Origin of the sequence: Polynucleobacter meluiroseus (genome assembly GCF_900205755.1) — a bacterium.
GTDB lineage: Bacteria > Pseudomonadota > Gammaproteobacteria > Burkholderiales > Burkholderiaceae > Polynucleobacter > Polynucleobacter meluiroseus.
The window spans coordinates 92,411-115,029 of record NZ_OANS01000005.1 but is presented as its reverse complement, the minus strand read 5'-3'; the positions used below and the strand labels follow the sequence as shown (position 1 = coordinate 115,029).

The following is a 22,619-nucleotide window of genomic DNA, read 5'->3' as shown; positions in this document are numbered from 1 at the left end:
CCTAGCAGGAAAGATCAGAACTTAATTGGGTGCCGGGCTCTTAGTAAGGCGATATCCACTGCCGCGCACTGTCTCGATATAACGTTCACATCCAGCTTTCGCCAGCGCCGCTCTGAGGCGTTTAATGTGGACATCTACCGTACGTTCTTCGATATACACATCATTACCCCAAACCTGATCAAGCAATTGCGTACGGGAGTGAACGCGCTCAGCATTGAGCATCAAAAACTCCAGTAAACGATATTCGGTTGGCCCTAAAGTAATGGTCTCTGACTCTTTGTCCTGCCAAACCGCAGTAACTCGGTGTGCAAGAGAATCAATCATGATTGGGCCCACAGTCAGCAAAGGCTGATCCACCACAATAGCCCCCTGTCTGCGCAACAAGGCTTTCACCCGAGCAATTAGCTCTTTTGGTGAAAATGGCTTAGTAACGTAATCGTCAGCACCTGCATCAAGACCCTGAATTTTGTCCAACTCATCACTTTTTGCGGTCAACATAATGATTGGCAAGGATTGCGTCTTAGGGTTGGCGCGCAACTCCTTAGAAAACTGCACGCCTGATTTACCAGGCAGCATCCAATCCAGAATTAAGAGATGCGGAGGATTTAAGCGCATCATCGCCGCAGCTTCATCAGCCTGAAAAGCCCGATCAACTTCGTAACCAGCGTGAGACAGGTTGATTGCTAATAATTCTGCAATGGAGGGCTCATCCTCAACGATGAGTATCCGGTGGCTCATAAAAAAAAGTTGTTCATTAAGCTAAGATCTAAATAACTTATTGCTTATTAGCTTCGCGTTCCAAGTCTTCTTGTGGAATATGGCGCACGTCAGCACCTTTGGCAACATAAATCACAAACTCGGCAATATTTTTGGAGTGATCACCGATGCGCTCAATGGCTTTAGCAATCGACAGCATATCCAAGCCTGTAGAAATTAGACGTGGATCTTCCATCATGTAAGTGACCAAAAGACGCACGAAAGATTGAAATTCCTCATCCAGCTGACGATCTTCTTTAACCACTTGAGCAGCCGCTACAGCATCTAAGCGTGCAAAAGAATCAAGACTTCTGCGTAGCAAAGTCACGGCCATTTGACCCGATAAACGAATTTCAGCAATATTGATTCTGTTCAAAATACCATCTGAGATCAAACGCTTGGTTCTTTTAGCAACCCGCTCTGCCTCATCGCCCGCTCTTTCAAGATTGGTAATTGCTTTAGAAACAGCCATGACGAGACGAAGATCGCGAGCAGTTGGCTGACGACGTGCAATAACCTCTGCGCAATCAGAATCGATCTCTACTTCAAGCTCATTGACTCTGCGCTCACGTTCAATCACTACGTCACACAGCTCAGTGTCCATTTGTGAAAAGCCTTGCAAGGCCACGGTAATTTGCGCCTCTACCAAGCCGCCCATTTCAAGAAGCTTGCTGCAGAGCGAATTTAAGTCTGAATCAAATTGCGAGGATAAGTGTTGATCTGGCATTGTGTAGTCCTATTAACCGAAACGGCCTGTAATGTAGTCTTCTGTTTCTTTTTTCTGGGGCTTGATGAAAATTTCATCAGTCTTGCCAAATTCAACCATCTGACCTAGGTACATGTAAGCCGTGAAATCAGAAACGCGCGCAGCTTGCTGCATGTTATGGGTCACGATAGCAATCGTGTAATCCTGCTTGAGCTCATTCACCAGTTCTTCAATCTTACCAGTAGAAATAGGATCCAAAGCTGAGGTTGGCTCATCTAAAAGCAAAATAGATGGTCTGACAGCTACACCCCTAGCAATACAAAGTCGTTGCTGCTGACCGCCGGATAGAGATAAACCGCTCTGACCCAGTTTGTCCTTAACTTCGTTCCACAGGGCAGCTTTATTTAGCGCCCATTCAACACGATCATTCATCTCGGAATGAGAAAGCTTTTCATAGAGGCGCACACCAAAGGCAATGTTGTCATAAATAGACATTGGAAATGGTGTAGGTGACTGAAACACCATACCAATTTGATAACGCAACAAATTGAGGTCTTGATCTTTATCAAGAATATTTTTGCCGTAGAAGTTGATCTCACCTTCGGCATGTTGACCTGGGTAGAGGTCATACATCCGATTGAGGGTGCGCAATAAGGTGGACTTACCACAACCAGATGGTCCAATGAAAGCCGTCACTTTCTTTTCGGCGATGTTCAGATTGATATCTTTCAGACCCTGAAATTTGCCGTAATAGAAATTCATGTTCCGAATTTCTATAGCATTTTTCAACACTGAAGTTTCACTGATGACTTCGATCTCTATATTGATACTACTCTGTGCAATCATATTCATAATACGTCTTTCAGTATGTTCACTTATCTCTTAGATTTATCGCGCAAAAATATGCGGGCCGTAATATTTAAACCAAGTACTGTACAAGTAATTAACAGAGCGCCTACCCATGCTAAGTCGACCCAGTTATCATAAGGACTCAAGGCAAATTGGAAAATAACCATCGGTAAGTTAGCCATTGGGCCGTTCATCTTCCAAGAGAAGAACTGGTTGTTTAATGCGGTAAATAGCAATGGGGCAGTCTCACCACTAACACGTGCAACCGCCAAGAGCACACCAGTAATTACCCCACTTTGCGCCGCCTTTAAGGTGACCTGCAAATTGACTTTCCACTTGGGTGCGCCCAATGCAAAGGCTGCCTCACGTAAACGAATGGGCACTAAAGACAACATATTTTCTGTAGTGCGCACCACCACAGGAATCGCAATCAAAGCTAAAGCCAAGCTTCCGGCCCAACCTGAAAAGTGCTTACCAGGAGCAATCACAAAGGCGTAGACAAACAAACCGATAACGATCGATGGGGCGGACAACATGATGTCAATAACAAAGCGTGTTACTTCAGCCATCAAATTCTTCTTGCCATACTCAGAGAGGTAAATACCCGCCAAGATGCCGATTGGCGTGCCAATGATGGTACAAAAAAATACGAGCATTAAGCTACCGACAATGGCATTCGCCAAACCGCCACCTTCAGACCCTGGACCAGGCGTACTTTGAATAAAAGTATCTATAGATATTGCCGAGAAACCCTTGATAAAAAGAACCGATAAAATCCAAAATAGGAAGAACATGCCGATTGCCATCGCAATCATAGAGATAGTCAAGCCAAATAAGTTTTGACGCTTGCGCTTCTGAAATAAGCTGCTATTAAAGTGACTAGGCATATTCATCATGTTTTGAGTCCTTGTTTGGCTTCCATACGCATTAGTAATAGCTTAGCCAAACTTAAAACGACAAAAGTAATAACAAACAAAGCCAAGCCGAGCGCGAATAACGAGGAGTAATGCAGACCAGGCTCAGCCTCACCAAATTGATTGGCCAGCGTAGAAGCGATGGAATTTCCCGGGGCAAATAAGGATGGAAAAATGCGGTTGGCATTACCAATCACAAAGGTCACTGCCATTGTCTCGCCCAGTGCACGGCCCAAGCCCAACATAATTCCGCCGATGACACCAGTCTTGGTATAGGGGAGCACGACATTACTCACAACCTCCCAAGTGTTACAGCCAATACCATATGCTGACTCTTTGAGCATAGGTGGTACAACAGCAAAAACGTCTCGCATCACTGAAGTAATAAAAGGCAAAATCATAATCGCCAAAATCAGAGAAGCGCACAAAATACCAATGCCATTCATGGCACCTGAAAATAAGATCCCAATACCAGGGATTTGGCCCAAGGTTGATGCCAATGCAGGTTGCACATACTCAGCAAAAATGGGCGCAAAGACAAATAGACCAAACATGCCATAAATAATAGAGGGGATAGCAGCGAGCAATTCCACTGCAATACCTAGGGGGCGACGTAAAACAGATGGGCACATCTCAGTAAGAAATACGGCAATACCAAAACTTAATGGAACTGCGATCAGAAGGGCAATCACCGCGGTAACGATAGTACCGTAAATCGCAATTAATCCACCAAACTCATCATTGACTACGTCCCACTCTACTGTCCAGTAAAACTGCAATCCAAAATGGCGCAATGCAGGCAGTGCGTCATAGAACAGCAAGAGCAATATCCCCAAAAGGACCAGCAAAACCAATACAGCAAAAAACTGCGTCGTGGATTTAAAGATCAGATCACGAAAATGTTGACGTTTGGCAATTTGCGCGGCAGCAGGAGGTAATTGACCAGCTTGGAGAATATTCTCTAACATGAAGGGCTCTACGAATTGATAGAGGATGCAGAGCGTTAGCTCAACATCCTCATTTATTTACTGAAATAAAGCTTACTTAGTTTGAACCTGTGACCAAACGCTATTACGAATGTAATCAACAGTTGCATCGGGCATTGGCACGTAATCCAATTCAGAAGCGGCTTTCTTGCCGTTGGTAAACGCAAAGTCAAAGAATTTAAGAACTTCAGCGGCGCTAGCTTTATTTTCAGGTTGCTTATAGATAATCACGAAGGTTGCGCCAGTGATTGGCCAAGCCTTTGCACCAGGAGCGTTGGTAATGAAAGTGCCCATACCTGGAACTTTAGACCAATCGGTACCAGCAGATGCCGCTGCAAATGAAGCCTCTTCAGGCAACACAAATTGACCGGCCATATTTTTCATTTGAGTGTATGACAAGCTATTTTTCTTAGCGTATGCAAACTCTACATAACCAATTGAATTCTTGATACGTGCAACGTTAGCAGCAACACCTTCGTTACCTTTACCGCTAACAGTAGATGCAGCAGGCCACTTTACCGAGGCACCTGAACCCACAGCCTCTTTCCAACCGCTCGGACCACTTGCTTTGGATAAATAGTCAGTGAAAATAGCTGTGGTGCCAGAGCCATCAGAACGGGTAACGACCGTGATGTTGCCAGCAGGAATCTTGATACCAGGATTTAACAGGGCTACGCGCTTGTCGTCCCAGTTAGTCACAATGCCTTGGAAAATATCAGATAAAAGGTCGCCGGAGAGCTTTAGCTGACCCGGTTTTATACCATCAATATTTACAATTGGAACTACTCCGCCAATAATTGCAGGAAACTGCACCATTCCGGCAGCTTGAAGTTCTTCAAATTTTAGGGGGGCGTCAGATGCACCAAAATCCACTGTCTTCGCTTTAATTTGCTTGATACCGCCGCCAGAACCAATTGACTGATAGTTCAGACTGTTACCAGTTTTGGCTTTATATGCTTCCGCCCATTTAGATAACACTGGGAAGATGAATGATGAGCCAGCGCCAGTTAATTCAGCTGAATAGGCCAAAGAGGAAGAAAGTAGCAATGTTGCAGCAACAAGCTTTGATAAATTAAGTTTAGACATTAAATATTCCTGAATAATTTGTAAAAGTACGAATTGCATAATTTACCCATTAAGTGTGACCTAATTATGACATTCAAAAAGTCTAATTTAATCAGTAAGTTAGATCGGTATCAACCCTGCTAAATAGTGTGCATTTCTTTCTGCCAAAGCGATATCTGTGGCCTCCACCATTACCCTTAAAACCGGCTCTGTTCCAGAAGCTCTTACCAGGACCCTTCCCTGATCACCTAGATCCGCTGTCACTTTAGTTATAGCTTTTGTAAAGATGGCATCTTCCTGCCAGCGGTAATCGGAGCGAAATCTCACATTAATTAACACTTGAGGAAAGATCGCGACTGAGCCAAGTAATTGCGACAAGGAAGCCTTGCTCAGTTGCATAGCTCCTAAAATCTGCAGCGCTGCTATGGTGCCGTCACCAGTAGAGTGCTGATCCAAACAGAGTAAATGTCCAGAGCCCTCGCCTCCGATAAGCCAGCCTTTTTGCTTCAGGAGTTCGAGGACATAACGGTCACCCACTTTAGCGCGCTCAAAACCAATACCAAGGGCTTTAATCGCTTGCTCAACTGCTAAATTGGTCATCAGGGTACCAACCACACCACCCAGCTGTTGGCCGCGATTCAGTCTGTCTTTGGTGAGCATGTAAAGCAATTCGTCGCCGTTGAACAATCTACCATCGGCATCCACAAGCTGCAAGCGGTCGGCATCACCATCTAAGGCGACTCCCAAGTCGGCTTTAACTTCTTTTACTTTGGCGATTAAGGCTGCTGGACTTGTGGCGCCGCATGCGTCATTAATATTGCGCCCATCGGGGTGCACCCCGATAGAAACAACCTCAGCGCCCAACTCATGAAACACGTGCGGAGCAGTGTGATAGGCGGCTCCATTAGCACAATCCACTACTATTTTGAGGCCCTTGAGATTGAGATCACTTGGGAAGGTTGATTTACAAAATTCAATATAGCGTCCCGCAGCATCATCCAATCGAAACGCTTTACCTAGGTGTTCAGAACTCACACACCCAATAGCTTGTTCCAGCTGCGCTTCAATTGCCAGCTCGAATTCATCAGAGAGCTTGTCGCCTTTGGCGGAGAAAAATTTAATGCCGTTGTCTTGGTAAGGATTGTGCGAAGCAGAAATCACCAGCCCCGCAGATAAACGCAATGCCTTTGTGAGATAAGCCACTCCAGGGGTTGGAATAGGGCCACAGAGCATTACATCTACTCCCGCTGCGGCAAAGCCCGCCTCTAAGGCTGCCTCCAACATATAGCCTGAAATACGTGTATCTTTACCAATCAAGACTTTGCAGCGCTCTCCCACCTTGGCATCTCGGGATAAGACTTTGCCAGCGGCATAACCCAGGCGAGTCATAAATTCTGGAACGATAGGAAACTGCCCTACCTCGCCACGAATACCATCAGTACCAAAGTATTGTTTTTTCATGGAATAGATTATAAAACTTAGTAACTATGCCTTGGTATGTAGGTTATTCCAGCCATCAAACCCAAGAAATCATTACAAATCCATCATTCGATGCAAAATTTTGGGCTTCATTTCTGCCCACAGGCCTTCAAACTCCTCCTGCTTATCCTCAGATAAATCCAAAAGATCAAAGAGTCCGCCAAAGAAAATGGTCTTCTTGGGTGCTAGGGTCTTTTCAAATTCAGTCAAGCCAATCGGCCTTTCATCTACATCCCGCATGAGCTCTGCCGAGCACACAATCGCCTCCTGATCATCATGATCGATGACTGCAAATTCAATTAGCTGTTGCGATGCATCCAGAATCACTAAAGTACCCTGCGCATAACAAACCGCTTCATGTTGCTGCACGATGAATGCCAGAAATTGTGACTCCTCTTCTGGCTCCATTCTCAGGTCATCAATAAAAAACAGGTACTGATCCCCCTCGCCATTTACCAAAGTAAATACTTTAGGAATAACACCGTGGCCCAAAGCCAGGTTGCGATAGTAGAAGGCTATTTCAATAGCCATATTTTCAGCGAAGAGATGCATAGGAATAAATCAAAGGATTGAAAAAAGTAATTGCTTGAAATTTAATTATCTAAATATTTTTTAAGAAACTCGAGGCTTCTATCCCACGCGAGTTCAGCGGCAGCCGAATTGTATTGCAGTGGCGGCAAACCCCGAGAGTCAGATTTAGGATTTGCAAAAGCGTGCTTTGCGTCGTAGCGCTCGAAGTCATAATTCACGCCAGCAGCTTGTAGCTTTGCTTCCAAAGCATCGACTCCCGTAATGGGGAAAAATTCATCCTGCAGTGCCCAGTGCCCTAGCATCGGTTTGGTAATGGCTTGCGCATCAACATATTCTGCCGGAGGAAAGCCATACCAAACTACTGTGGCATCCAACTCGGGAACATGGCATGCGGAGAGAATGGTTAATGCACCACCCATACAAAAGCCGGTCACAGCAACCTTAGTGCTACCTGTCGCTTTTAAATATTGAACTGCCCCACGAATATCCTGACCAGCAGCATCACCAAAATCGAGGCCACTCATTAAGTGCTCCGCTTCTTGCGCCTCTAAGGCTAGCTTGCCACGATATAGATCAGGGACTAAAGCGCGATAACCAGCCTTTGCCAAACGATCCGCAACTTTTTTAATCTCATCGTCAAGACCCCACCACTCCTGTATCACCACGATTCCTGGGGCGCCGTCTATGGACTCAGGTTCAGCCAAATAGGCCGCTACCGATTTTCCATCTGGTCTTTGAAATGTAATCATGCTTACCTTCTTTCGTATCAAGTAAATGTATCTAAATAGAGAGCTTAGACCGCTTTATCTTTGTGAATATATCCCACCAAGAAAAAGGTCAGCAAGCCACAGAGAGCAGCGCCGTAACCCACCAGGTTGTAATGCTGCATTCTGCCATCAACTCCAATCGTGACAACCATACCCGCTACCACAGAGGCAATGCCGGAGGCTAACATTTGCACTGAGCCAACCAAACTCATAAAAGTACCGCGAATTCTTGCCTCTACTATTTGACTCATCATTGCCATAGCTGGAATCATGCGTCCAGAAATCAACACAAAGAAAGAGGTGGAGTTCAGCAGAACTACCCATAAGGGTACTTGAGGCAAATTCGTAGTTAACAATAAAGGTATCAAGCTCAAGATGGCCAGTGCACGAAATACCTTCACCTTGCCGAATCGATCCGCTAGATGGCCAATCAACCTCGAGCTCACTAGCGTTGCCACTCCTCCACATAAGTAAATGAGAGAAATGTAAGATACATTCACTCCTACGTTCGCTGTGAGATATAGAGCGATATAAGGAATCACCGAGAAGCCGGTCAACATGATGAGGCCAATGAATAAAAAAGCGCGAAGATGCTGATGTGCTGAAAACACATTCCAAATTTGCCGAAAACGACTTCCCTCATGAATATGCCCAAAATGCCCAACGATTTTTGGGATGTTGCGATAGCCTAAATACAGAATGAGGGACGATATCAATGCAATGAATATAAATGGGGCTCGCCAGCCCAAGGCGGGGATATTGTTTGACAAAAATAAACTCAAGGGCACACCAGCAACCGTTGAAACGGAGAAGGCCGCCATCACTGTGCCCAATGCTTTTCCTCTTCTCTCAAATGGAATGGAATCAGCCACAATGGTTTGCACAAGGGAGCCTAAAATGCCGCCAAATGCACCTGCAAAGGCACGAGCAATAAAGAGGGTGTGATAGTTGGGCGCAAGACCGCACGCTAAAGTGGCGATAATAAAACAAGCATACAAACTTAGTAAAAGTTGTCTACGCTCAAATCGATCAATGTAGTAGGTTGCGCATACACCTGAGATGGCGGCGGCAAAAGTATAGGAAGACAGCAATAAACCAAACTGGTGTGTATTGATGTCGAGAGCCCGAATAAATTCTGGACCCAACGGCATCATGATCATAAAATCCAGAATATGGGTAAATTGAATACCAGCAAGCGCCAACAGAAAAAAACGTTCCTGTTTTTTTGCTTCTCGGGGCAGTTGAATATTAATCAAGGGGTGCTTTACAGAAAATAAGGAACATCTCATTATCACCCTATCATGTCAAATTTATGCTCTGATAACATGTGCAATGACAACCTCATATTGAGCTTTAACCAAATTCGATTTACGGAACTATGATGAGTGCTATATTTACTGGATTTTCTCTACAAAGCTTCTTACAAGATATCTTTTGCGGTACGTGCTGCCTGGTTCTGATATTGATTTTTCACGGCAGTGCGATAAATCATCTGCACATGCGATTCCAGCGCAGAACTGTCGTTAACTTAGCGCAGCATCAATATAACCGTGTCTTTTTTCATTTCTATCTTTCATTTATATATATTGCACTCATTCATTTATCTGAAATATTGATTTGGTCAATATTCTTGTTGGCACTTGATCTTTCTGGATCGGCGATAGAGGCAATCTTATTTTCAGGAAGTTGCTATACCACCGTAGGTTTTGAGCCTGACATTCTTCCGAATGGATGGAAAACAATTGCATTTTTTATTTCCCTTACAGGCTTATTTAGTTTGGCCTGGACTACTACCATCATGATTGCCATGACAACTACATACAAAGCAGCATGGGATCAAAAATATGGCAATCCAGACCAAGGCTTATAGCTGAAACTTTATTTGCGTTGAATGTAATAGCCGTAAACACAGCGACTTCCACCGCGTGAAGGGTCGTGCGTATCCAGAATTACCCCGTTCACAATCGTCGTTAAATGCTTGGAAACTTTGACAATCAAAGTTCCCTCAGGCAGTTCATTTGCCCTCAGATGCACTTGACACCCTGCACCAATCTGCATGGTGGGCACCCAATCAAAGCCATGGCTCAAAATATAGTCATGGAAAACATTGCGATGGTTACCATTGCGCGGCGATGAGCCCTTGGCATTGAGTCTACGAGCCAACTTGTCATTTCTGCGCTCAGCGTAAGCTGCATTCGCCTGTTGAAGATCTTCGTAGACCTGCCTATAGGGTAAGCCAGTGGCAATAGCGATGGATCGAACCACGCAGTCGCCTGCTTTCCCCTGATAGCCTGCGGCTTCCCTACCCCCATCATTAAATCTAAATTGCAGGTCTTGCTTTAAGCTATTTCCCGCGGAAAAGAAGTTTAGAAACCCGAACATATTGATTTATTAGATAGGCCGTTCGAACAATAAAAAAATGGACTTGCCTCGCGACAAATCCATTCTTATTTCAAACACAGAATGACTCTATTTATGCCTGAACCTTCTTTACTTCCAAACGCCATGCATGCAACAAGGGCTCGGTGTAGCCGCTAGGCTGCTCAAGGCCCTTGAAGATTAAATCGCTGGCTGCTTTATAGGCATAAGAATCTTGATGATTGGGCATCATCGGCTTATAAAGTGGATCACTAGCATTTTGGCCATCAACCACTTTAGCCATACGTTGCAGTGCTTCATTTACTTGAGCCTCAGTGACAATGCCGTGAAGTAGCCAGTTAGCAATATGTTGGCTGGAGATGCGCAAGGTTGCCCGGTCCTCCATTAATCCCACATTATGAATATCAGGCACCTTAGAGCAACCAACGCCCTGGTCAATCCAACGCACTACATAACCCAAAATACCTTGGCAGTTGTTATCCAGCTCCTGAGAAATCTCTTCTTTAGACCAATTTGGCTTTTCAACTACGGGGATAGCCAGTAAATCATCTAATAATGCTTCGGCTTCTACAGCGGTATCCAAATGCTCCATCTCTTGCTGAATCTGGGCAACGTTTACTTGGTGATAGTGCAACGCATGCAAGGTCGCCGCAGTTGGTGATGGCACCCAAGCGGTATTGGCACCTGCTTTAGGGTGAACAATCTTTTGCTCAACCATAGCCTTCATCAAATCAGGCATAGCCCACATTCCCTTACCAATTTGCGCGCGACCACGCAAGCCACAATCCAGGCCTGCTAAAACATTGCGACGCTCATAAGCTGAAAGCCATTTGCTGGTTTTCATATCCCCTTTACGCATCATTGGGCCGGCGTGCATTGAGGTATGCATTTCATCACCAGTGCGATCTAAGAAGCCAGTGTTAATAAATGCGACGCGAGCACCTGCAGCTGCGATTGCCGCCTTAATATTGGCACTCATGCGACGCTCTTCATCCATAATGCCCAGCTTTACTGTATCTGCTGGCAGACCTAGCAGTTGCTCAACTCGGCTAAACAGCTCTGCTGCAAAAGCAACCTCTTCAGCGCTATGCATTTTTGGCTTAACAATATAAACAGAGCCCTTACGCGTATTGCCGATGGCTTGTGTAGCTGGACGACGAATGTCGTGGAGCGCAATCAGAACGGTCACTACCGCATCTAAAATACCTTCATAGATTTCCTCGCCATCACCCGTGAGAATCGCAGGATTAGTCATAAGGTGGCCAACGTTACGCAAAAATAATAAAGAGCGGCCATGTAACGTCACTACACCATCTTTTGCATCGGTAGCGCCAATGCCCGCGGTGTATTGGCGGTCTGGGTTTAATGAACGTGTAAATGTCTTGCCACCCTTCATGACATCCTCAACCAAAGTCCCTTTGAGAATTCCGAGCCAGTTATCGTAAGCCAAGACTTTGTCGTCGCCATCGACAACGGCTACTGAATCTTCCAGGTCCAAAATCGTGGATAACGCAGCTTCAAGAATCACATCGTTTACGCCGGCTGGATCAGTTGCTCCAATCGTTTTGGCTTTATTGATTTCGATATCAATATGAATACCATTATTTTTGAGCAGGATTGAAGTTGGTGTAGCGGCAGCGCCTTGATAGCCAACAAACTGCTTTTCATCCGCCAGACCCGTTGTTTGTCCATCTTTTAATGTAACAACTAGGCAATTACCGTCAACGCTGTAAGCCACGGAATCACGATGCGAGCCCTTGGCCAATGGAGCAGATTGATCCAAAAAGTTACGGGCAAACGCCACCACTTTTGCGCCACGAATAGGGTTGTATGCCCCTGCTTTAGTAGCGCCATCTTCCTCAGAAAGTACGTCGGTACCATACAAAGCATCATATAAAGAACCCCAGCGCGCGTTAGCTGCGTTCAAGGCATAGCGGGCATTCAAGACCGGAACGACTAACTGCGGGCCGGCTTGTAGCGCCAATTCATCATCTACGTTTTGGGTTGTACCCAGTACTTTGCCAGGGACTGTATCTAAATAACCAATTTCTTGCAGATGCTTGCGATAAGCAGGCATATCTTTAATAGGACCAGGATTTGCTTGATGCCATTGGTCTAAATCCAATTGCAGGCGGTCACGCTTTGCGAGTAAAGCAGTATTTTTTGGACTTAAGTCCTTAACGATCTGATCGAACCCCTTCCAAAAGTCTGCACTTTGGATACCTGTTCCTGGCAAGACTTTGTCTTCAATGAATCGATAGAGGGGGGTAGCTACTTGGAGGCTATTACAGGCAGTGCGTGCGGTCATGATCAAAACCTTTAGTACGTAAGTTAGTTAATTTTGTGCGTTTTCCATCAATCCTGAAAAGGATGATGCAATAGTATAGTTTCATCGCGCTCAGGCCCCGTAGAGACCATAGCGATAGGCTTACCAGCTACCTCCTCAATGCGGCTTAAAAACTGCTGAGCCTCCTTGGGCAACTGATCCCACTCCCGAATTCCAAAGGTGGTGCCCTGCCAGCCAGGGAAATCCTCGTAAATAGGCTCGCAACGGGCGACTGCCTCAGCACCACGAGGCAATACGTCCAGCGTTTCGCCATCCAAATGATAGCCAACGCAAAGTCGAATAGTCTCTAAACCATCGAGTACGTCGAGCTTAGTGATGCATAAACCCGTCAAGCCATTAATTTGAATCGAGCGTTTCAAGGCGGCAGCATCTAACCAACCAGTGCGCCGCGGACGTCCGGTAACGGAACCAAATTCCTTACCCACTTCGGCCAAACGTACGCCGATGGGATCTTGCTTTGCTGGATTGTCGTGATCGTACAACTCACTCGGAAAGGGCCCTGCTCCCACGCGAGTGCAATAGGCCTTAGTAATACCCAATATGTATTGCAAAGAATCTGGTCCAACACCAGAACCTGCAGCAGCATTACCCGCTACGCAATTACTCGAGGTCACATAGGGATAGGTGCCGTGGTCGATATCTAACAAAGTCCCTTGCGCACCTTCAAACAGTAAATTTTGACCTGCCTGTTCTGCAGCGTAAAGAGCGCTAGACACATCCACAACCATTGGCTTGATGCGCTCTGCATAAGACATGGCTTCTTCTAAGGTCTTCTGAAAGTCAACTGGCTCTGCTCCGTAGTAATTGGTGAGAATGAAGTTGTGATATTCCAAGTTCTCTCGCAGCTGAGCGGCAAACTTTTCTGGATAAAACATATCCTGCACACGAAGAGCCCGGCGCGCTACTTTGTCTTCATAAGCAGGGCCGATGCCTCTACCGGTTGTGCCGATCTTCGCTTCGCCACGTTTCTTTTCACGGGCATGATCAATGGCCACGTGATATGGCAGGATCAAAGTAGTTGCCTCTGAAATCTTTAAGCGGGATTGCACATCCAAACCGGCCGCCTCTAATTCACCAATCTCTTTAAAGAGCGCCTCTGGTGAGAGCACTACCCCGTTGCCAATATAGCAAATGACTTCTTTATGCATGATCCCAGAAGGAATCAAGCGCAAGATTGTTTTCTTATCGCCAATAATGAGCGTATGACCTGCGTTATGTCCGCCCTGAAAACGCACTACTGCTTGAGCGTGATCCGTCAGCCAATCGACGACTTTGCCCTTGCCCTCATCGCCCCACTGAGTGCCAATGACGACGACATTACGACCGTGTGCTTCTTGCTTTAAAGACATAATTCAATCCAAAAATAAAATGACAAAATAGGTTTAAGTACAGATCTCAAAGAGATTTATTAACTGGGTTTTTTAACTACTTCCCATGCGTTGCCCTGCTTGACCAGCTCACGATCCAAAATGTATTCGGCAGTTTCTACCGGCTCATTTGACAGCATCTGAATCACTACCTCGCCAGAATTGCGTAAGCGAGAAATCGCATCACTTAAAGTCACATCCTCGATCCACGGCGCGAGGATTGCCAACTTACGCTGACTCACAAGCGCTAAGTTCGAGAGCGCTAACAAGTCCAATGAAAACCCTGTTGCTGGACGAGAACGGCCAAATGCCCGGCCCACATGATCATAACGACCACCGCGCGCTATAGGTTGCGGAAAATGATCAACATAGGCCGCAAACATAACGCCACTGTGATATTGGTAACCGCGTAAATCTGCCAGATCAATATTGACTTCTAAATCAGCGGATAAATTGGTGATTGCGCCAACCAGCTTTTCTAATTGCGCTAGCGCTTGTTCAACCATGGCATGTTGAGGCAAGCTTACTTTTGCATTTTTCAATACCTCAGCACTCGGCCCATTGAGCTCCGTCAAGGCCATTAAAGCAGTAGCGGCGTCCGTCGACAAGCATTGCGTCCAAGTCGATAGGCGTGAGCGATCTTTGGATTGCAGTAAATCGTACAGAATTTCAATTTCAGCCTGATCGATAGCTTGCCCATCCAAGATCCCTGCCACGATACCCGCATGAGAAAGGTCAAGATACACCCGCTTTAAACCCGCCAAGCCCAATGTCTTTAATAACAATGTGATGGCCTCAAGGTCTGCCTCCCAAGTGGCACAACCATAAATTTCTGCCCCAATTTGCAGCTCTTCTCTAGCGGCACTGCCAACCGGTTTACGTGCGTGCGCAACGGAGCCGGCATAGCATAGGCGCGTTACCCCTTCACGATTCAAAAGATGGGCATCGATGCGAGCTACTTGAGGCGTCATATCCGCTCGCAAGCCCAAAGTGCGGCCCGATAGCTGATCGACTAATTTGAAAGTTTGTAAGTTCAGGTCCGAACCCGTACCCGTTAATAAGGAATCTAAAAACTCCAAAATAGGAGGCGCCACGAGTTCATAGCCATAGGATTGATATAAATCCAAAATAGCCCGACGCAGAGTTTCGACTTTGCGAGCCTCTGCTGGCAATACATCAGCAATATCTTCAGGAAGCAACCAACGATTCATCACCTGACTTACTCGCTTTCCATTATTTTTTATGCAAGAACTTAAAGAATTCGCCATTGGGCTCTACAACCATCACATCCTTCTTATCCTTAAAGGAATTCCGATAGGCTTCAAGACTTTGATAGAACTGAGCGAACTGGGGATCACGGCCAAATGCTTCGGCATAGAGGGCGGTCGCCTTTGCATCTCCAGATCCTTTGATCTTTTGAGCATCTCTATAGGCCTCTGCCAGAATCGTATCGCGCTGACGTTCTGCATTGGCACGAATTTTATCCGACTCAGCAGCGCCAGTAGAACGAAGTTCATTAGCCACGCGTTTACGCTCCGCTTCCATGCGGCGATAAACCGAATCGCTAATCTCCGCTAAAAGATCCACCCGCTTCAAACGCACATCTACTATTTCGACACCAATATCCGAGGCATCTTCGGCTACCTTCTTCCGAATCCCCTGCATCACTTGTTCACGCTGATCAGAAATCAACTCTCTCACAGTTCTCTTGGTGAACTCTTCGTTTAAAGCCGAACGAATTAATTGCGTCAGACGATCTTGCGCTAAACGCTCGTCGCCCTTGAAACTAATAAAAAATTTGCGTGGATCGACTATGCGCCATTTCACATAAGAATCGACTAGCAGGTTCTTTTTCTCGGCGGTAATGAAACGCTCTGCTTCAGGATTATCGATCGTCAAAATTCGACGGTCAAAGAAGCGCACGCTTTCAAATGGCGCGGGATACTTAATCTGCAGGCCGGGTTGTTCAATCACCCTGACGATCTGACCGAACGAGAAGACCACTGCATAACGCCGCTGATCCACGATAAAAATACTCGAAGCCAAAAGATAAACAACGACGATGAGCGCAATAAGGCCTGGTATTAGGCGGTTCAAGTTCATTAACGTGACTCCCGATCGCGACTACGGAAACCATCGCGTTTATCTGCTGTTGAGCTGCCGGAGACGGGGGAAGGTAAATTAGTTGATGTAACTGCTGCACCAGTAGCCCCACCTACTGTCACTGCGCCCGTTGGAGTGCTTTGATTGGTTTGATTGGTTTGATTACTCTGCCCGCCAGAGTTCACAGAATTTGTTTGAGAATTTGCTGCCTGTGCACTTTCGGCGCTCACTTGCGCAACGATTTTATCTAGCGGCAAGTAAAGCAAGCTATTAGTCTTAGTGGTGTCTACCAACACCTTTGTGACATTGTTATACATTTCGCGCATCGTATCGATGTACATCCTGTCACGCGTAACGCCCGGTGCCTTTGCGTATTCCACTAGTATCTGCTTAAAACGGGCCGCATCACCTTCGGCCGTCGCCATTACGCGCGCCTTGTAACCTTCCGCCTCTTGAATCAAGCGGGCTGCAGTACCTTTGGCGCGTGGAATGATGTCATTTGCATAAGCCTGTCCTTCGCTTTTAAGGCGCTCTTGATCTTGCCCCGCCTTTACAGCGTCATCAAATGCCGCTTGCACCTGCTCTGGTGGCTGGACGTTTTGCACTGTCACGCTGGTGATATAGATACCTGTTTTATAGCTATCCAAAATCCGCTGTATTGAACTTGCTAAATCAATCGCTATTTTCTCGCGCCCTTCGTATAAGACATTATCCATCGTGCTACGTGCAACGATTTCACGCACGGCAGTTTCTGCCGCTTGCACTACCGCCGCATCGGGATCGCGATTATTAAATAAATAGTCCGTTGGATCTTTTAAACGGTACTGCACGGCAAAACGCACATCAATGATATTTTCATCCTCAGTCAACATGGAGGAATCTTTTTGATTGGTTGCTTTAATTAAGACGGGCCGACCCACTTCAACTGACCGTACTCCGGACAAATTCACGGTCTCTTCAGATTGAATTGGCCAAGGCATATGCCAATTAATTCCTGGCTTAGCAGTATCTGCATACTTTCCAAAGGTCAGAATCACGCCAGCCTGACCTTCTTGAATGATAAAAAAGCCGCTGCACAACCAAATCAAAAAAGCGCCGCCGGCGAACAGCAAAATACTGCCCTTAGTGCCAAAGGGATTAGTGAAATTAAAATTGGGCCCATTAGATGCGCCCATGCCGCCATTCCCGCCGTTCCCACCTTGATTTACCCGCTCGGATGGCGCTGGAATATCTGAGTTGTTTGGCTTACTGGGCTTGTTAGCGGGTTTAGAACCGCCCGACCCTAACTTACCGCCTCCTCGGTTTCCGCCAAAAAAGCTACTGATGCGATCGTTAAAATCACGCCACAACTCATCAAGGTCAGGTGGGCCATCTGGTCTAGCAGGTGGCGAACCTTTGGGCTGGGTCGCAGCCGGCCTGTTCTCATTACTTGCCTCACCCTGCGGATTGGAAGCGTTACCTTGAGCCTCATTGGCGCCCTTAGAATCACTCTCCGCAGGGAGCTTGCCCCCGCTTGGATCGCTCACAGAAAATAGATCAAGAAATTTACGCGTCATGAGGTGTGTATTTTCTATGGGGGATAGGATTAAATTCAGAAGATTCTGGACGTTCGGGTAAAGGGGCTAAAAACTCATCCGGGGCCATTTGCGTCTTTGCACGATTGTGTTCAACCCTTATTCTATCAGTCATTTGAGAGCATTCAGCTAGGGCTGCCCGAAGTAAATCCAGCCCCTGACCGTCTTTGGCTGACAAGAAAATCTGGCTTGGAATGCCTTCTGAATCTCGCTCTAACTGCGCCCCCTTTGAAAAGGTCTGCGGCATCTGATCAATTTTATTCATGACTTCAATGCGCGGGATATCGTCAGCGCCAATTTCACGCAAGACTGCCTCTACTTCTAATTTTTGCTCCCGAGAAACGGGGCTACAAGCATCAATTACATGCAATATGAGGTCTGCATGAATGGTTTCATCCAAGGTGGCCCTAAAGGCTTCCACCAATTGGTGAGGCAAATCCCGAATAAAGCCCACGGTGTCTGACACCACGATTGAACCGACCCCTTCCAAATGAACCCTTCTCGAGGTGGTATCCAAAGTAGCAAATAACTGGTCGGCTGCGTAAGTGCCCGCCTTCGTAAGGGTATTGAAAAGAGTGGATTTACCGGCGTTGGTATAACCAACCAACGATACCGAGAACACATCCTTGCGATTGCGCGCCCTTCTTTGGGTTCTTTGCTGGCGCTGAAGCTTTTCTAGCTCATTTTCTAGGCGTTTGGCCTTGGTAGCCAAAATACGGCGATCTAACTCCATCTGAGTCTCGCCAGGTCCACCGCGTAAGCCAATACCCCCTTTTTGCCGCTCTAAATGGCTCCATGCTCGCACCAGCCGGGACATTTGATAACGCACTTGTGCCAACTCTACTTGCGTCTTACCAATATGGCTTTGTGCCCTTTGACTAAAAATATCCAATATGAGGCCTGTGCGATCCATCACATGAAAGCCAATATGACGCTCTAGGTTTCGTTGCTGCGAAGGCGATAAGGGGTGATTGAAGATCGCCAACTCAGCATTGTTTTCTTCAAGCGCCTTTTTCAGCTCATTGGCCTTGCCAGACCCGATAAATAAGGCGGGATCGGTTCGACCCTTACGGGCAATCACGCTGACTGTGGGTACTGAACCAGCACTTTCAGCCAATAGACTGAGCTCCGCCATACTTTCGGGAAAATCTTCACGCCCAGTATCGACTCCAACGAGGACGGCTCTAGGCGCGTCTACCCCAGTTTTATACAGGGTCAGCTTCTTCCGTGCGGAACTCAACGGCGCGCGCAGGCACGATCGTGGAGATGGCGTGCTTGTAAACCATTTGAGTCACGGTATTGCGCAAGAGCACGACATACTGATCAAACGACTCTATATTGCCTTGTAATTTGATGCCATTAACGAGGTAAATAGATACAGGAACATGCTCTTTGCGCAAGGCGTTGAGGAAGGGATCCTGTAGCAATTGGGTTTTGCTGTTATTCATACTGCTCCTTATTCATTATTTTGAGGGAGTCTTGCTTTTTTAATTGATGACTGCAATTACTGCACATACTCTTTAAATTGGGTCTAATTGTGGGAATTCAAGTAGGGTTTAGCTATAAAAGTAAAACTGTACGCCAGTTTATTTCTTATGGCCTTTTTTACCCTTATCCCCGTCGACATAAGGGTTCTTTGCTGTATTCATCTGGATTCGCATTGGCGTACCACGCAATTTAAAGACCTCTCTAAAGCGACCCTCTAAATAGCGTTTGTAACTATCAGTTACGCCACTCAATGCAGTTCCATGAATCACCACGATGGGGGGATTCATACCGCCTTGGTGCGCATAACGCAGCTTCGGACGACCCATACCTACCCGTTTAGGCTGCTGATGCTCAATAGCCTCCTCCAAGATACGAGTCAGTTTAGGTGTCGGTAACTTAGCGATTGCAGCCGCGTAAGCAGCATCCACATCCTGAAAGAGCTCCTTTAAGCCGGTGCCTTTTATCGCTGAAATAGGATGCACATTGGCAAAATCTAGAAAGCGTAGTTTTTGAGCAATCTCTAAACGGGCACGCTCTTTCACATAACTATCAAGACCATCCCATTTATTGACGGCAACCACTAGCGCACGACCTGCCTCAACGATAAATCCAGCAATATGCGCATCTTGCTCAGAGATATCTTGTTGGGCATCTAACATCAAGATGACCACATTGCAGTCTGCAATGGCTTGCAAGGTTTTCACAACCGAGAATTTTTCAATCGCCTCAAATACTTTGCCGCGACGGCGTAAGCCCGCTGTATCCACCAAAATATAGGGCTTGCCATTGCGCTCAAAAGGCACCTCAATCGCATCCCGCGTGGTTCCAGGCATATCAAAAGCGATCACCCGCTCCTCGCCAATTAATTTATTGATCAGGGTCGACTTACCAACGTTCGGACGCCCCACCACGGCAATTTTCATTGGCCGGTTAGGATCGTTTACCAGATCTTCTGGGTCAGGCTCTGCGATGCCTAAAGAATCCAATGCATCGTCAATCAAGCCGCGAACGCCATCACCATGCGCTGATGAAATCGGAAATGGCTCACCTAAACCAAGTTCATGAAAGTCCGCCGTGACAACGCCGGCTTGCATGCCTTCTGTTTTGTTGACCGCCAAAATAATAGGGCGGCCCGTCTTGCGTAAGAAATCGGCAATAACGCGGTCTTGGGGAGCCATGCCTAAGCGGCCATCCACCAAGAAAATAATGATGTCAGATTCAGCGACGGCTTGCTTAGTTTGCTTAGCCATCTCGGCCACAATGCCGGTCTTGGCAACGGGCTCGAAGCCACCCGTATCCACACAAATAAAAGGACGCTCACCAATACGACCTTTGCCGTAGTGACGATCTCGCGTTAAGCCGGAAAAGTCGGCAACAAGCGCATCTCTAGAGCGCGTTAAGCGATTAAAGAGGGTCGACTTTCCAACATTAGGACGACCAACTATGGTGATGACTGGGTTCATTTGGGACTGTACGCCGCGAGTTTGCCGCCTTGGGACTGAATCAAAATGAGGCCTCCTGCTGAAATGGGTGCCGCTGAGATTGGTGAGCTGTCATGACGAATGCGGGCTAACATTTCGCCATTCGATTGATCGAGTGCATGAACATAACCTTCGGCATCGCCTACTAGCAACACTCTGCCGACGGCTAAAGACTCGCCAACATCTCTAAAAGTGAGTTGGGTGTTTTCCCAAATCTGCGTACCGTCTTTGGTCGCAAATGCGGTCACATAAGACTTTTCATTCGAAGAAAACACCATCTCCGCGCTTTGCGCAGTGCCAGTGTAGCTTGAATAATCCTTGAACCAAATGAGGTTGCCAGTACGCGCCTGACCACAGCCTACGCGCCCTTGATAAGACACTGCACAAATAATTTCACCTTGCATGCTGGGTTTTGCAGTGACATCATTCAGACGTTCAATTTCAGAGAATCCTTTGGGAAAGGAGATTGGGCTTTCCCAAACTAATCCGCCATTGGCTAATGCAATCATGCCGAAGCGACCGCCCGCAAAGCCAGTCACAATTACTTCATTTCCAATTGCGAGCATGCCATAACCAACCCGCAAGGACAAAGCTGTCTGTTGACGTTGATAAATCCATTTACGTGCGCCAGTGAGTTCATCTAAACCAATAAAGCGGTTGTCCAAGGCGCGAATGACGACCACGCCTCCGGCAACTACAGGCTCAGTTAATACCTCGCTACCCACATTCACATTCCAAAGCGCCTTGCCCGTATCGTCATAAGCATAGACAGTGCCCTTAGTGGTGACGACCGCTGTTACGCGTCCATCTGATCCGGGTCCAATCGACAGGCGATCAGGCACCGAAACCTCCCAAACCTTGTTGCCCGTCTTAAGATCCAGTTTTGCTAAGTTGCCGCGGTTGGAAGCGGCATAGACCGCATCACCAGCCACAGCAGGATGAAAATTAAACGACTCTGAAGAGCCTATATTCGCGGACCAAACGGGTGACAAATCAAATTGATTAGAAACCTTCACCAATTCTGCTGGCTTATGCGTTCTCGAATTTCCTGAGCAGCCCACCAAAACAGCCGCTGCCATGCTCATGACCAAAGTAGCGCGAAGCCACTGTTGCATCGGTTTAGATGTAAATCTCATTGAGCTACTCCCCCTACCGCATCTAATTTCACCTTAAGCAAGCGCCGCGCCTCTTCCGGAAATTCTTTGGTTTGATTCAACTGTTGCCAAGCGGCCTCATAACTTGAGCGCGCTTCTTGCGTATTCTTCTGCGCTAAATACCAATCACCACGACGCTCCAACCACAAAGCCTCAAAGCCCTTGACTGGCTTTTCTTTCAGCATGACATCGGCCTCAGCTAAATCAGCCGCTGATCCTTGATCGGTGAGCTGGCTAATTAAGCGCAATTTTGCCAAGGCTTGGTAGCCATGATTAGAAGCATGCTGTGCAGTCCAACGCAAATAAGTCATTTCCTGGGCGCCGTCCCCTGCATCAGAAGCCAGCTTAGCGGCGACCAGGCTAGCCATCGCCGCATAAGGGGTGCGACTAAAGTCTTTTTGCATGTCGTTAGCAGCCAGAAAAGCTTGGTCTTTGTCGCCTTTGTTAATCGCAGAGATCATCGTTTCATATAGCTGTGAAGCAGCTAATGCTTGGCTATTGCTCCACCACTGATAAGCGCTATAAGCCGCGTACGTGAGGAGCAATGCGGTAAGTACTCCGGTAATCAGATTACGGTACTTTTGCCAAAAGGCTTTGAATTGGTCCAGCTGTTCTTGTTCTTCTAGGTCTAAAGGCATGTCAATCCAAGCGAATTAAGTACGAATTTAAATAA

Annotated in this window: 22 protein-coding genes; 1 reads left to right on the top strand and 21 read right to left on the bottom strand. The window is 46.8% G+C overall.

From position 1 onward, the window contains the following. Nucleotides 1-21: 21 nt before the first annotated feature. From phoB to CP950_RS09345, 10 genes are all read right to left on the bottom strand, one after another. Nucleotides 22-738: a phosphate regulon transcriptional regulator PhoB gene (phoB, locus tag CP950_RS09390; protein WP_096674686.1), complete on the bottom strand. Its 717-nt coding sequence runs from the start codon at nucleotides 736-738 to the stop codon at nucleotides 22-24. A 37-nt stretch (nucleotides 739-775) separates the two neighbouring features. Continuing rightward, nucleotides 776-1,483, bottom strand: coding sequence for a phosphate signaling complex protein PhoU (gene phoU, locus CP950_RS09385; RefSeq protein ID WP_096674684.1), 708 nt, complete (start codon nucleotides 1,481-1,483; stop codon nucleotides 776-778). 12 nt (nucleotides 1,484-1,495) lie between these two features. Next, nucleotides 1,496-2,308 carry a phosphate ABC transporter ATP-binding protein PstB gene (gene pstB / locus CP950_RS09380; protein WP_096674775.1) on the bottom strand — a complete coding sequence of 271 codons (813 nt, stop codon included), beginning with the start codon at nucleotides 2,306-2,308 and terminating at the stop codon, nucleotides 1,496-1,498. 29 nt (nucleotides 2,309-2,337) lie between these two features. Beyond that, complete coding sequence (gene pstA / locus CP950_RS09375; RefSeq protein ID WP_419185590.1) at nucleotides 2,338-3,207, bottom strand: phosphate ABC transporter permease PstA; 870 nt, start codon at nucleotides 3,205-3,207, stop codon at nucleotides 2,338-2,340. Then, nucleotides 3,204-4,193, bottom strand: coding sequence for a phosphate ABC transporter permease subunit PstC (gene pstC / locus CP950_RS09370; protein ID WP_096674682.1), 990 nt, complete (start codon nucleotides 4,191-4,193; stop codon nucleotides 3,204-3,206). Before pstC ends, pstA begins: the two co-directional genes overlap by 4 nt. Nucleotides 4,194-4,265: 72 nt before the next feature. After that, on the bottom strand, nucleotides 4,266-5,297 hold the full coding sequence (pstS, locus tag CP950_RS09365; RefSeq protein WP_096674771.1) for a phosphate ABC transporter substrate-binding protein PstS: 1,032 nt from the start codon (nucleotides 5,295-5,297) through the stop codon (nucleotides 4,266-4,268). A gap of 99 nt (nucleotides 5,298-5,396) precedes the next feature. Next, nucleotides 5,397-6,737, bottom strand: coding sequence for a phosphoglucosamine mutase (gene glmM / locus CP950_RS09360; RefSeq protein WP_096674680.1), 1,341 nt, complete (start codon nucleotides 6,735-6,737; stop codon nucleotides 5,397-5,399). Nucleotides 6,738-6,809: 72 nt separating this feature from the next. Then, nucleotides 6,810-7,286: a hypothetical protein gene (locus tag CP950_RS09355; RefSeq protein WP_243391981.1), complete on the bottom strand. Its 477-nt coding sequence runs from the start codon at nucleotides 7,284-7,286 to the stop codon at nucleotides 6,810-6,812. A gap of 62 nt (nucleotides 7,287-7,348) precedes the next feature. Beyond that, nucleotides 7,349-8,035 (bottom strand): dienelactone hydrolase family protein, encoded by a 687-nt coding sequence (locus CP950_RS09350; protein WP_096674677.1) that lies wholly within the window; start codon nucleotides 8,033-8,035, stop codon nucleotides 7,349-7,351. A 44-nt stretch (nucleotides 8,036-8,079) separates the two neighbouring features. After that, complete coding sequence (locus CP950_RS09345) at nucleotides 8,080-9,309, bottom strand: MFS transporter (RefSeq protein ID WP_243391980.1); 1,230 nt, start codon at nucleotides 9,307-9,309, stop codon at nucleotides 8,080-8,082. 242 nt (nucleotides 9,310-9,551) lie between these two features. Between CP950_RS09345 and CP950_RS09340 the strand changes: the two genes are divergently transcribed. Then, nucleotides 9,552-9,923: a hypothetical protein gene (locus tag CP950_RS09340; protein WP_133092101.1), complete on the top strand. Its 372-nt coding sequence runs from the start codon at nucleotides 9,552-9,554 to the stop codon at nucleotides 9,921-9,923. Between the two features lie 8 nt (nucleotides 9,924-9,931). Here the strand turns inward: CP950_RS09340 and CP950_RS09335 are convergent, their stop codons facing one another. The 11 genes from CP950_RS09335 to CP950_RS09285 form a co-directional block, all read right to left on the bottom strand. Further along, on the bottom strand, nucleotides 9,932-10,318 hold the full coding sequence (locus tag CP950_RS09335) for a hypothetical protein (protein ID WP_243391979.1): 387 nt from the start codon (nucleotides 10,316-10,318) through the stop codon (nucleotides 9,932-9,934). A gap of 208 nt (nucleotides 10,319-10,526) precedes the next feature. Beyond that, nucleotides 10,527-12,740, bottom strand: a complete 2,214-nt coding sequence (locus tag CP950_RS09330) for a malate synthase G (protein ID WP_096674669.1) — start codon at nucleotides 12,738-12,740, stop codon at nucleotides 10,527-10,529. A 47-nt stretch (nucleotides 12,741-12,787) separates the two neighbouring features. Beyond that, nucleotides 12,788-14,128, bottom strand: coding sequence for an adenylosuccinate synthase (locus tag CP950_RS09325; RefSeq protein ID WP_096674668.1), 1,341 nt, complete (start codon nucleotides 14,126-14,128; stop codon nucleotides 12,788-12,790). A gap of 59 nt (nucleotides 14,129-14,187) precedes the next feature. Further along, nucleotides 14,188-15,357 carry an ATP phosphoribosyltransferase regulatory subunit gene (locus tag CP950_RS09320; protein WP_096674666.1) on the bottom strand — a complete coding sequence of 390 codons (1,170 nt, stop codon included), beginning with the start codon at nucleotides 15,355-15,357 and terminating at the stop codon, nucleotides 14,188-14,190. Between the two features lie 22 nt (nucleotides 15,358-15,379). Beyond that, entirely contained in the window at nucleotides 15,380-16,243 is an 864-nt protein-coding gene (gene hflC / locus CP950_RS09315) for a protease modulator HflC (protein ID WP_165766442.1), read from the bottom strand. Between the two features lie 5 nt (nucleotides 16,244-16,248). Continuing rightward, nucleotides 16,249-17,805, bottom strand: coding sequence for an FtsH protease activity modulator HflK (gene hflK, locus CP950_RS09310; protein ID WP_096674662.1), 1,557 nt, complete (start codon nucleotides 17,803-17,805; stop codon nucleotides 16,249-16,251). Then, a complete protein-coding gene (gene hflX / locus CP950_RS09305; protein WP_272867618.1) occupies nucleotides 17,795-19,063 on the bottom strand; it encodes a GTPase HflX in 1,269 nt (422 codons plus the stop codon). The genes hflK and hflX overlap by 11 nt, the downstream gene beginning before the upstream one ends. Beyond that, nucleotides 19,029-19,271 carry an RNA chaperone Hfq gene (gene hfq, locus CP950_RS09300; RefSeq protein ID WP_096674658.1) on the bottom strand — a complete coding sequence of 81 codons (243 nt, stop codon included), beginning with the start codon at nucleotides 19,269-19,271 and terminating at the stop codon, nucleotides 19,029-19,031. The genes hflX and hfq overlap by 35 nt, the downstream gene beginning before the upstream one ends. Nucleotides 19,272-19,409: 138 nt before the next feature. After that, complete coding sequence (der, locus tag CP950_RS09295) at nucleotides 19,410-20,774, bottom strand: ribosome biogenesis GTPase Der (RefSeq protein ID WP_096674657.1); 1,365 nt, start codon at nucleotides 20,772-20,774, stop codon at nucleotides 19,410-19,412. Next, nucleotides 20,771-21,928, bottom strand: a complete 1,158-nt coding sequence (gene bamB / locus CP950_RS09290; protein ID WP_096674656.1) for an outer membrane protein assembly factor BamB — start codon at nucleotides 21,926-21,928, stop codon at nucleotides 20,771-20,773. Before bamB ends, der begins: the two co-directional genes overlap by 4 nt. Further along, nucleotides 21,925-22,584, bottom strand: a complete 660-nt coding sequence (locus tag CP950_RS09285) for a YfgM family protein (protein WP_096674655.1) — start codon at nucleotides 22,582-22,584, stop codon at nucleotides 21,925-21,927. The genes bamB and CP950_RS09285 overlap by 4 nt, the downstream gene beginning before the upstream one ends. Nucleotides 22,585-22,619: the final 35 nt, after the last annotated feature.

Bases quoted from the DNA above. Each gene is read 5' to 3' on its own strand.
- phoB (WP_096674686.1), bottom strand. From the start codon at position 738: ATGAGCCACCGGATACTCATCGTTGAGGATGAGCCCTCCATTGCAGAA.
- phoU (WP_096674684.1), bottom strand. From the start codon at position 1,483: ATGCCAGATCAACACTTATCCTCGCAATTTGATTCAGACTTAAATTCG.
- pstB (WP_096674775.1), bottom strand. From the start codon at position 2,308: ATGATTGCACAGAGTAGTATCAATATAGAGATCGAAGTCATCAGTGAA.
- pstA (WP_419185590.1), bottom strand. From the start codon at position 3,207: ATGATGAATATGCCTAGTCACTTTAATAGCAGCTTATTTCAGAAGCGC.
- pstC (WP_096674682.1), bottom strand. From the start codon at position 4,193: ATGTTAGAGAATATTCTCCAAGCTGGTCAATTACCTCCTGCTGCCGCG.
- pstS (WP_096674771.1), bottom strand. From the start codon at position 5,297: ATGTCTAAACTTAATTTATCAAAGCTTGTTGCTGCAACATTGCTACTT.
- glmM (WP_096674680.1), bottom strand. From the start codon at position 6,737: ATGAAAAAACAATACTTTGGTACTGATGGTATTCGTGGCGAGGTAGGG.
- CP950_RS09355 (WP_243391981.1), bottom strand. From the start codon at position 7,286: ATGGCTATTGAAATAGCCTTCTACTATCGCAACCTGGCTTTGGGCCAC.
- CP950_RS09350 (WP_096674677.1), bottom strand. From the start codon at position 8,035: ATGATTACATTTCAAAGACCAGATGGAAAATCGGTAGCGGCCTATTTG.
- CP950_RS09340 (WP_133092101.1), top strand. From the start codon at position 9,552: ATGCGATTCCAGCGCAGAACTGTCGTTAACTTAGCGCAGCATCAATAT.
- CP950_RS09330 (WP_096674669.1), bottom strand. From the start codon at position 12,740: ATGACCGCACGCACTGCCTGTAATAGCCTCCAAGTAGCTACCCCCCTC.
- CP950_RS09325 (WP_096674668.1), bottom strand. From the start codon at position 14,128: ATGTCTTTAAAGCAAGAAGCACACGGTCGTAATGTCGTCGTCATTGGC.
- CP950_RS09320 (WP_096674666.1), bottom strand. From the start codon at position 15,357: ATGAATCGTTGGTTGCTTCCTGAAGATATTGCTGATGTATTGCCAGCA.
- hflK (WP_096674662.1), bottom strand. From the start codon at position 17,805: ATGACGCGTAAATTTCTTGATCTATTTTCTGTGAGCGATCCAAGCGGG.
- hfq (WP_096674658.1), bottom strand. From the start codon at position 19,271: ATGAATAACAGCAAAACCCAATTGCTACAGGATCCCTTCCTCAACGCC.
- der (WP_096674657.1), bottom strand. From the start codon at position 20,774: ATGAACCCAGTCATCACCATAGTTGGTCGTCCTAATGTTGGAAAGTCG.
- bamB (WP_096674656.1), bottom strand. From the start codon at position 21,928: ATGAGATTTACATCTAAACCGATGCAACAGTGGCTTCGCGCTACTTTG.
- CP950_RS09285 (WP_096674655.1), bottom strand. From the start codon at position 22,584: ATGCCTTTAGACCTAGAAGAACAAGAACAGCTGGACCAATTCAAAGCC.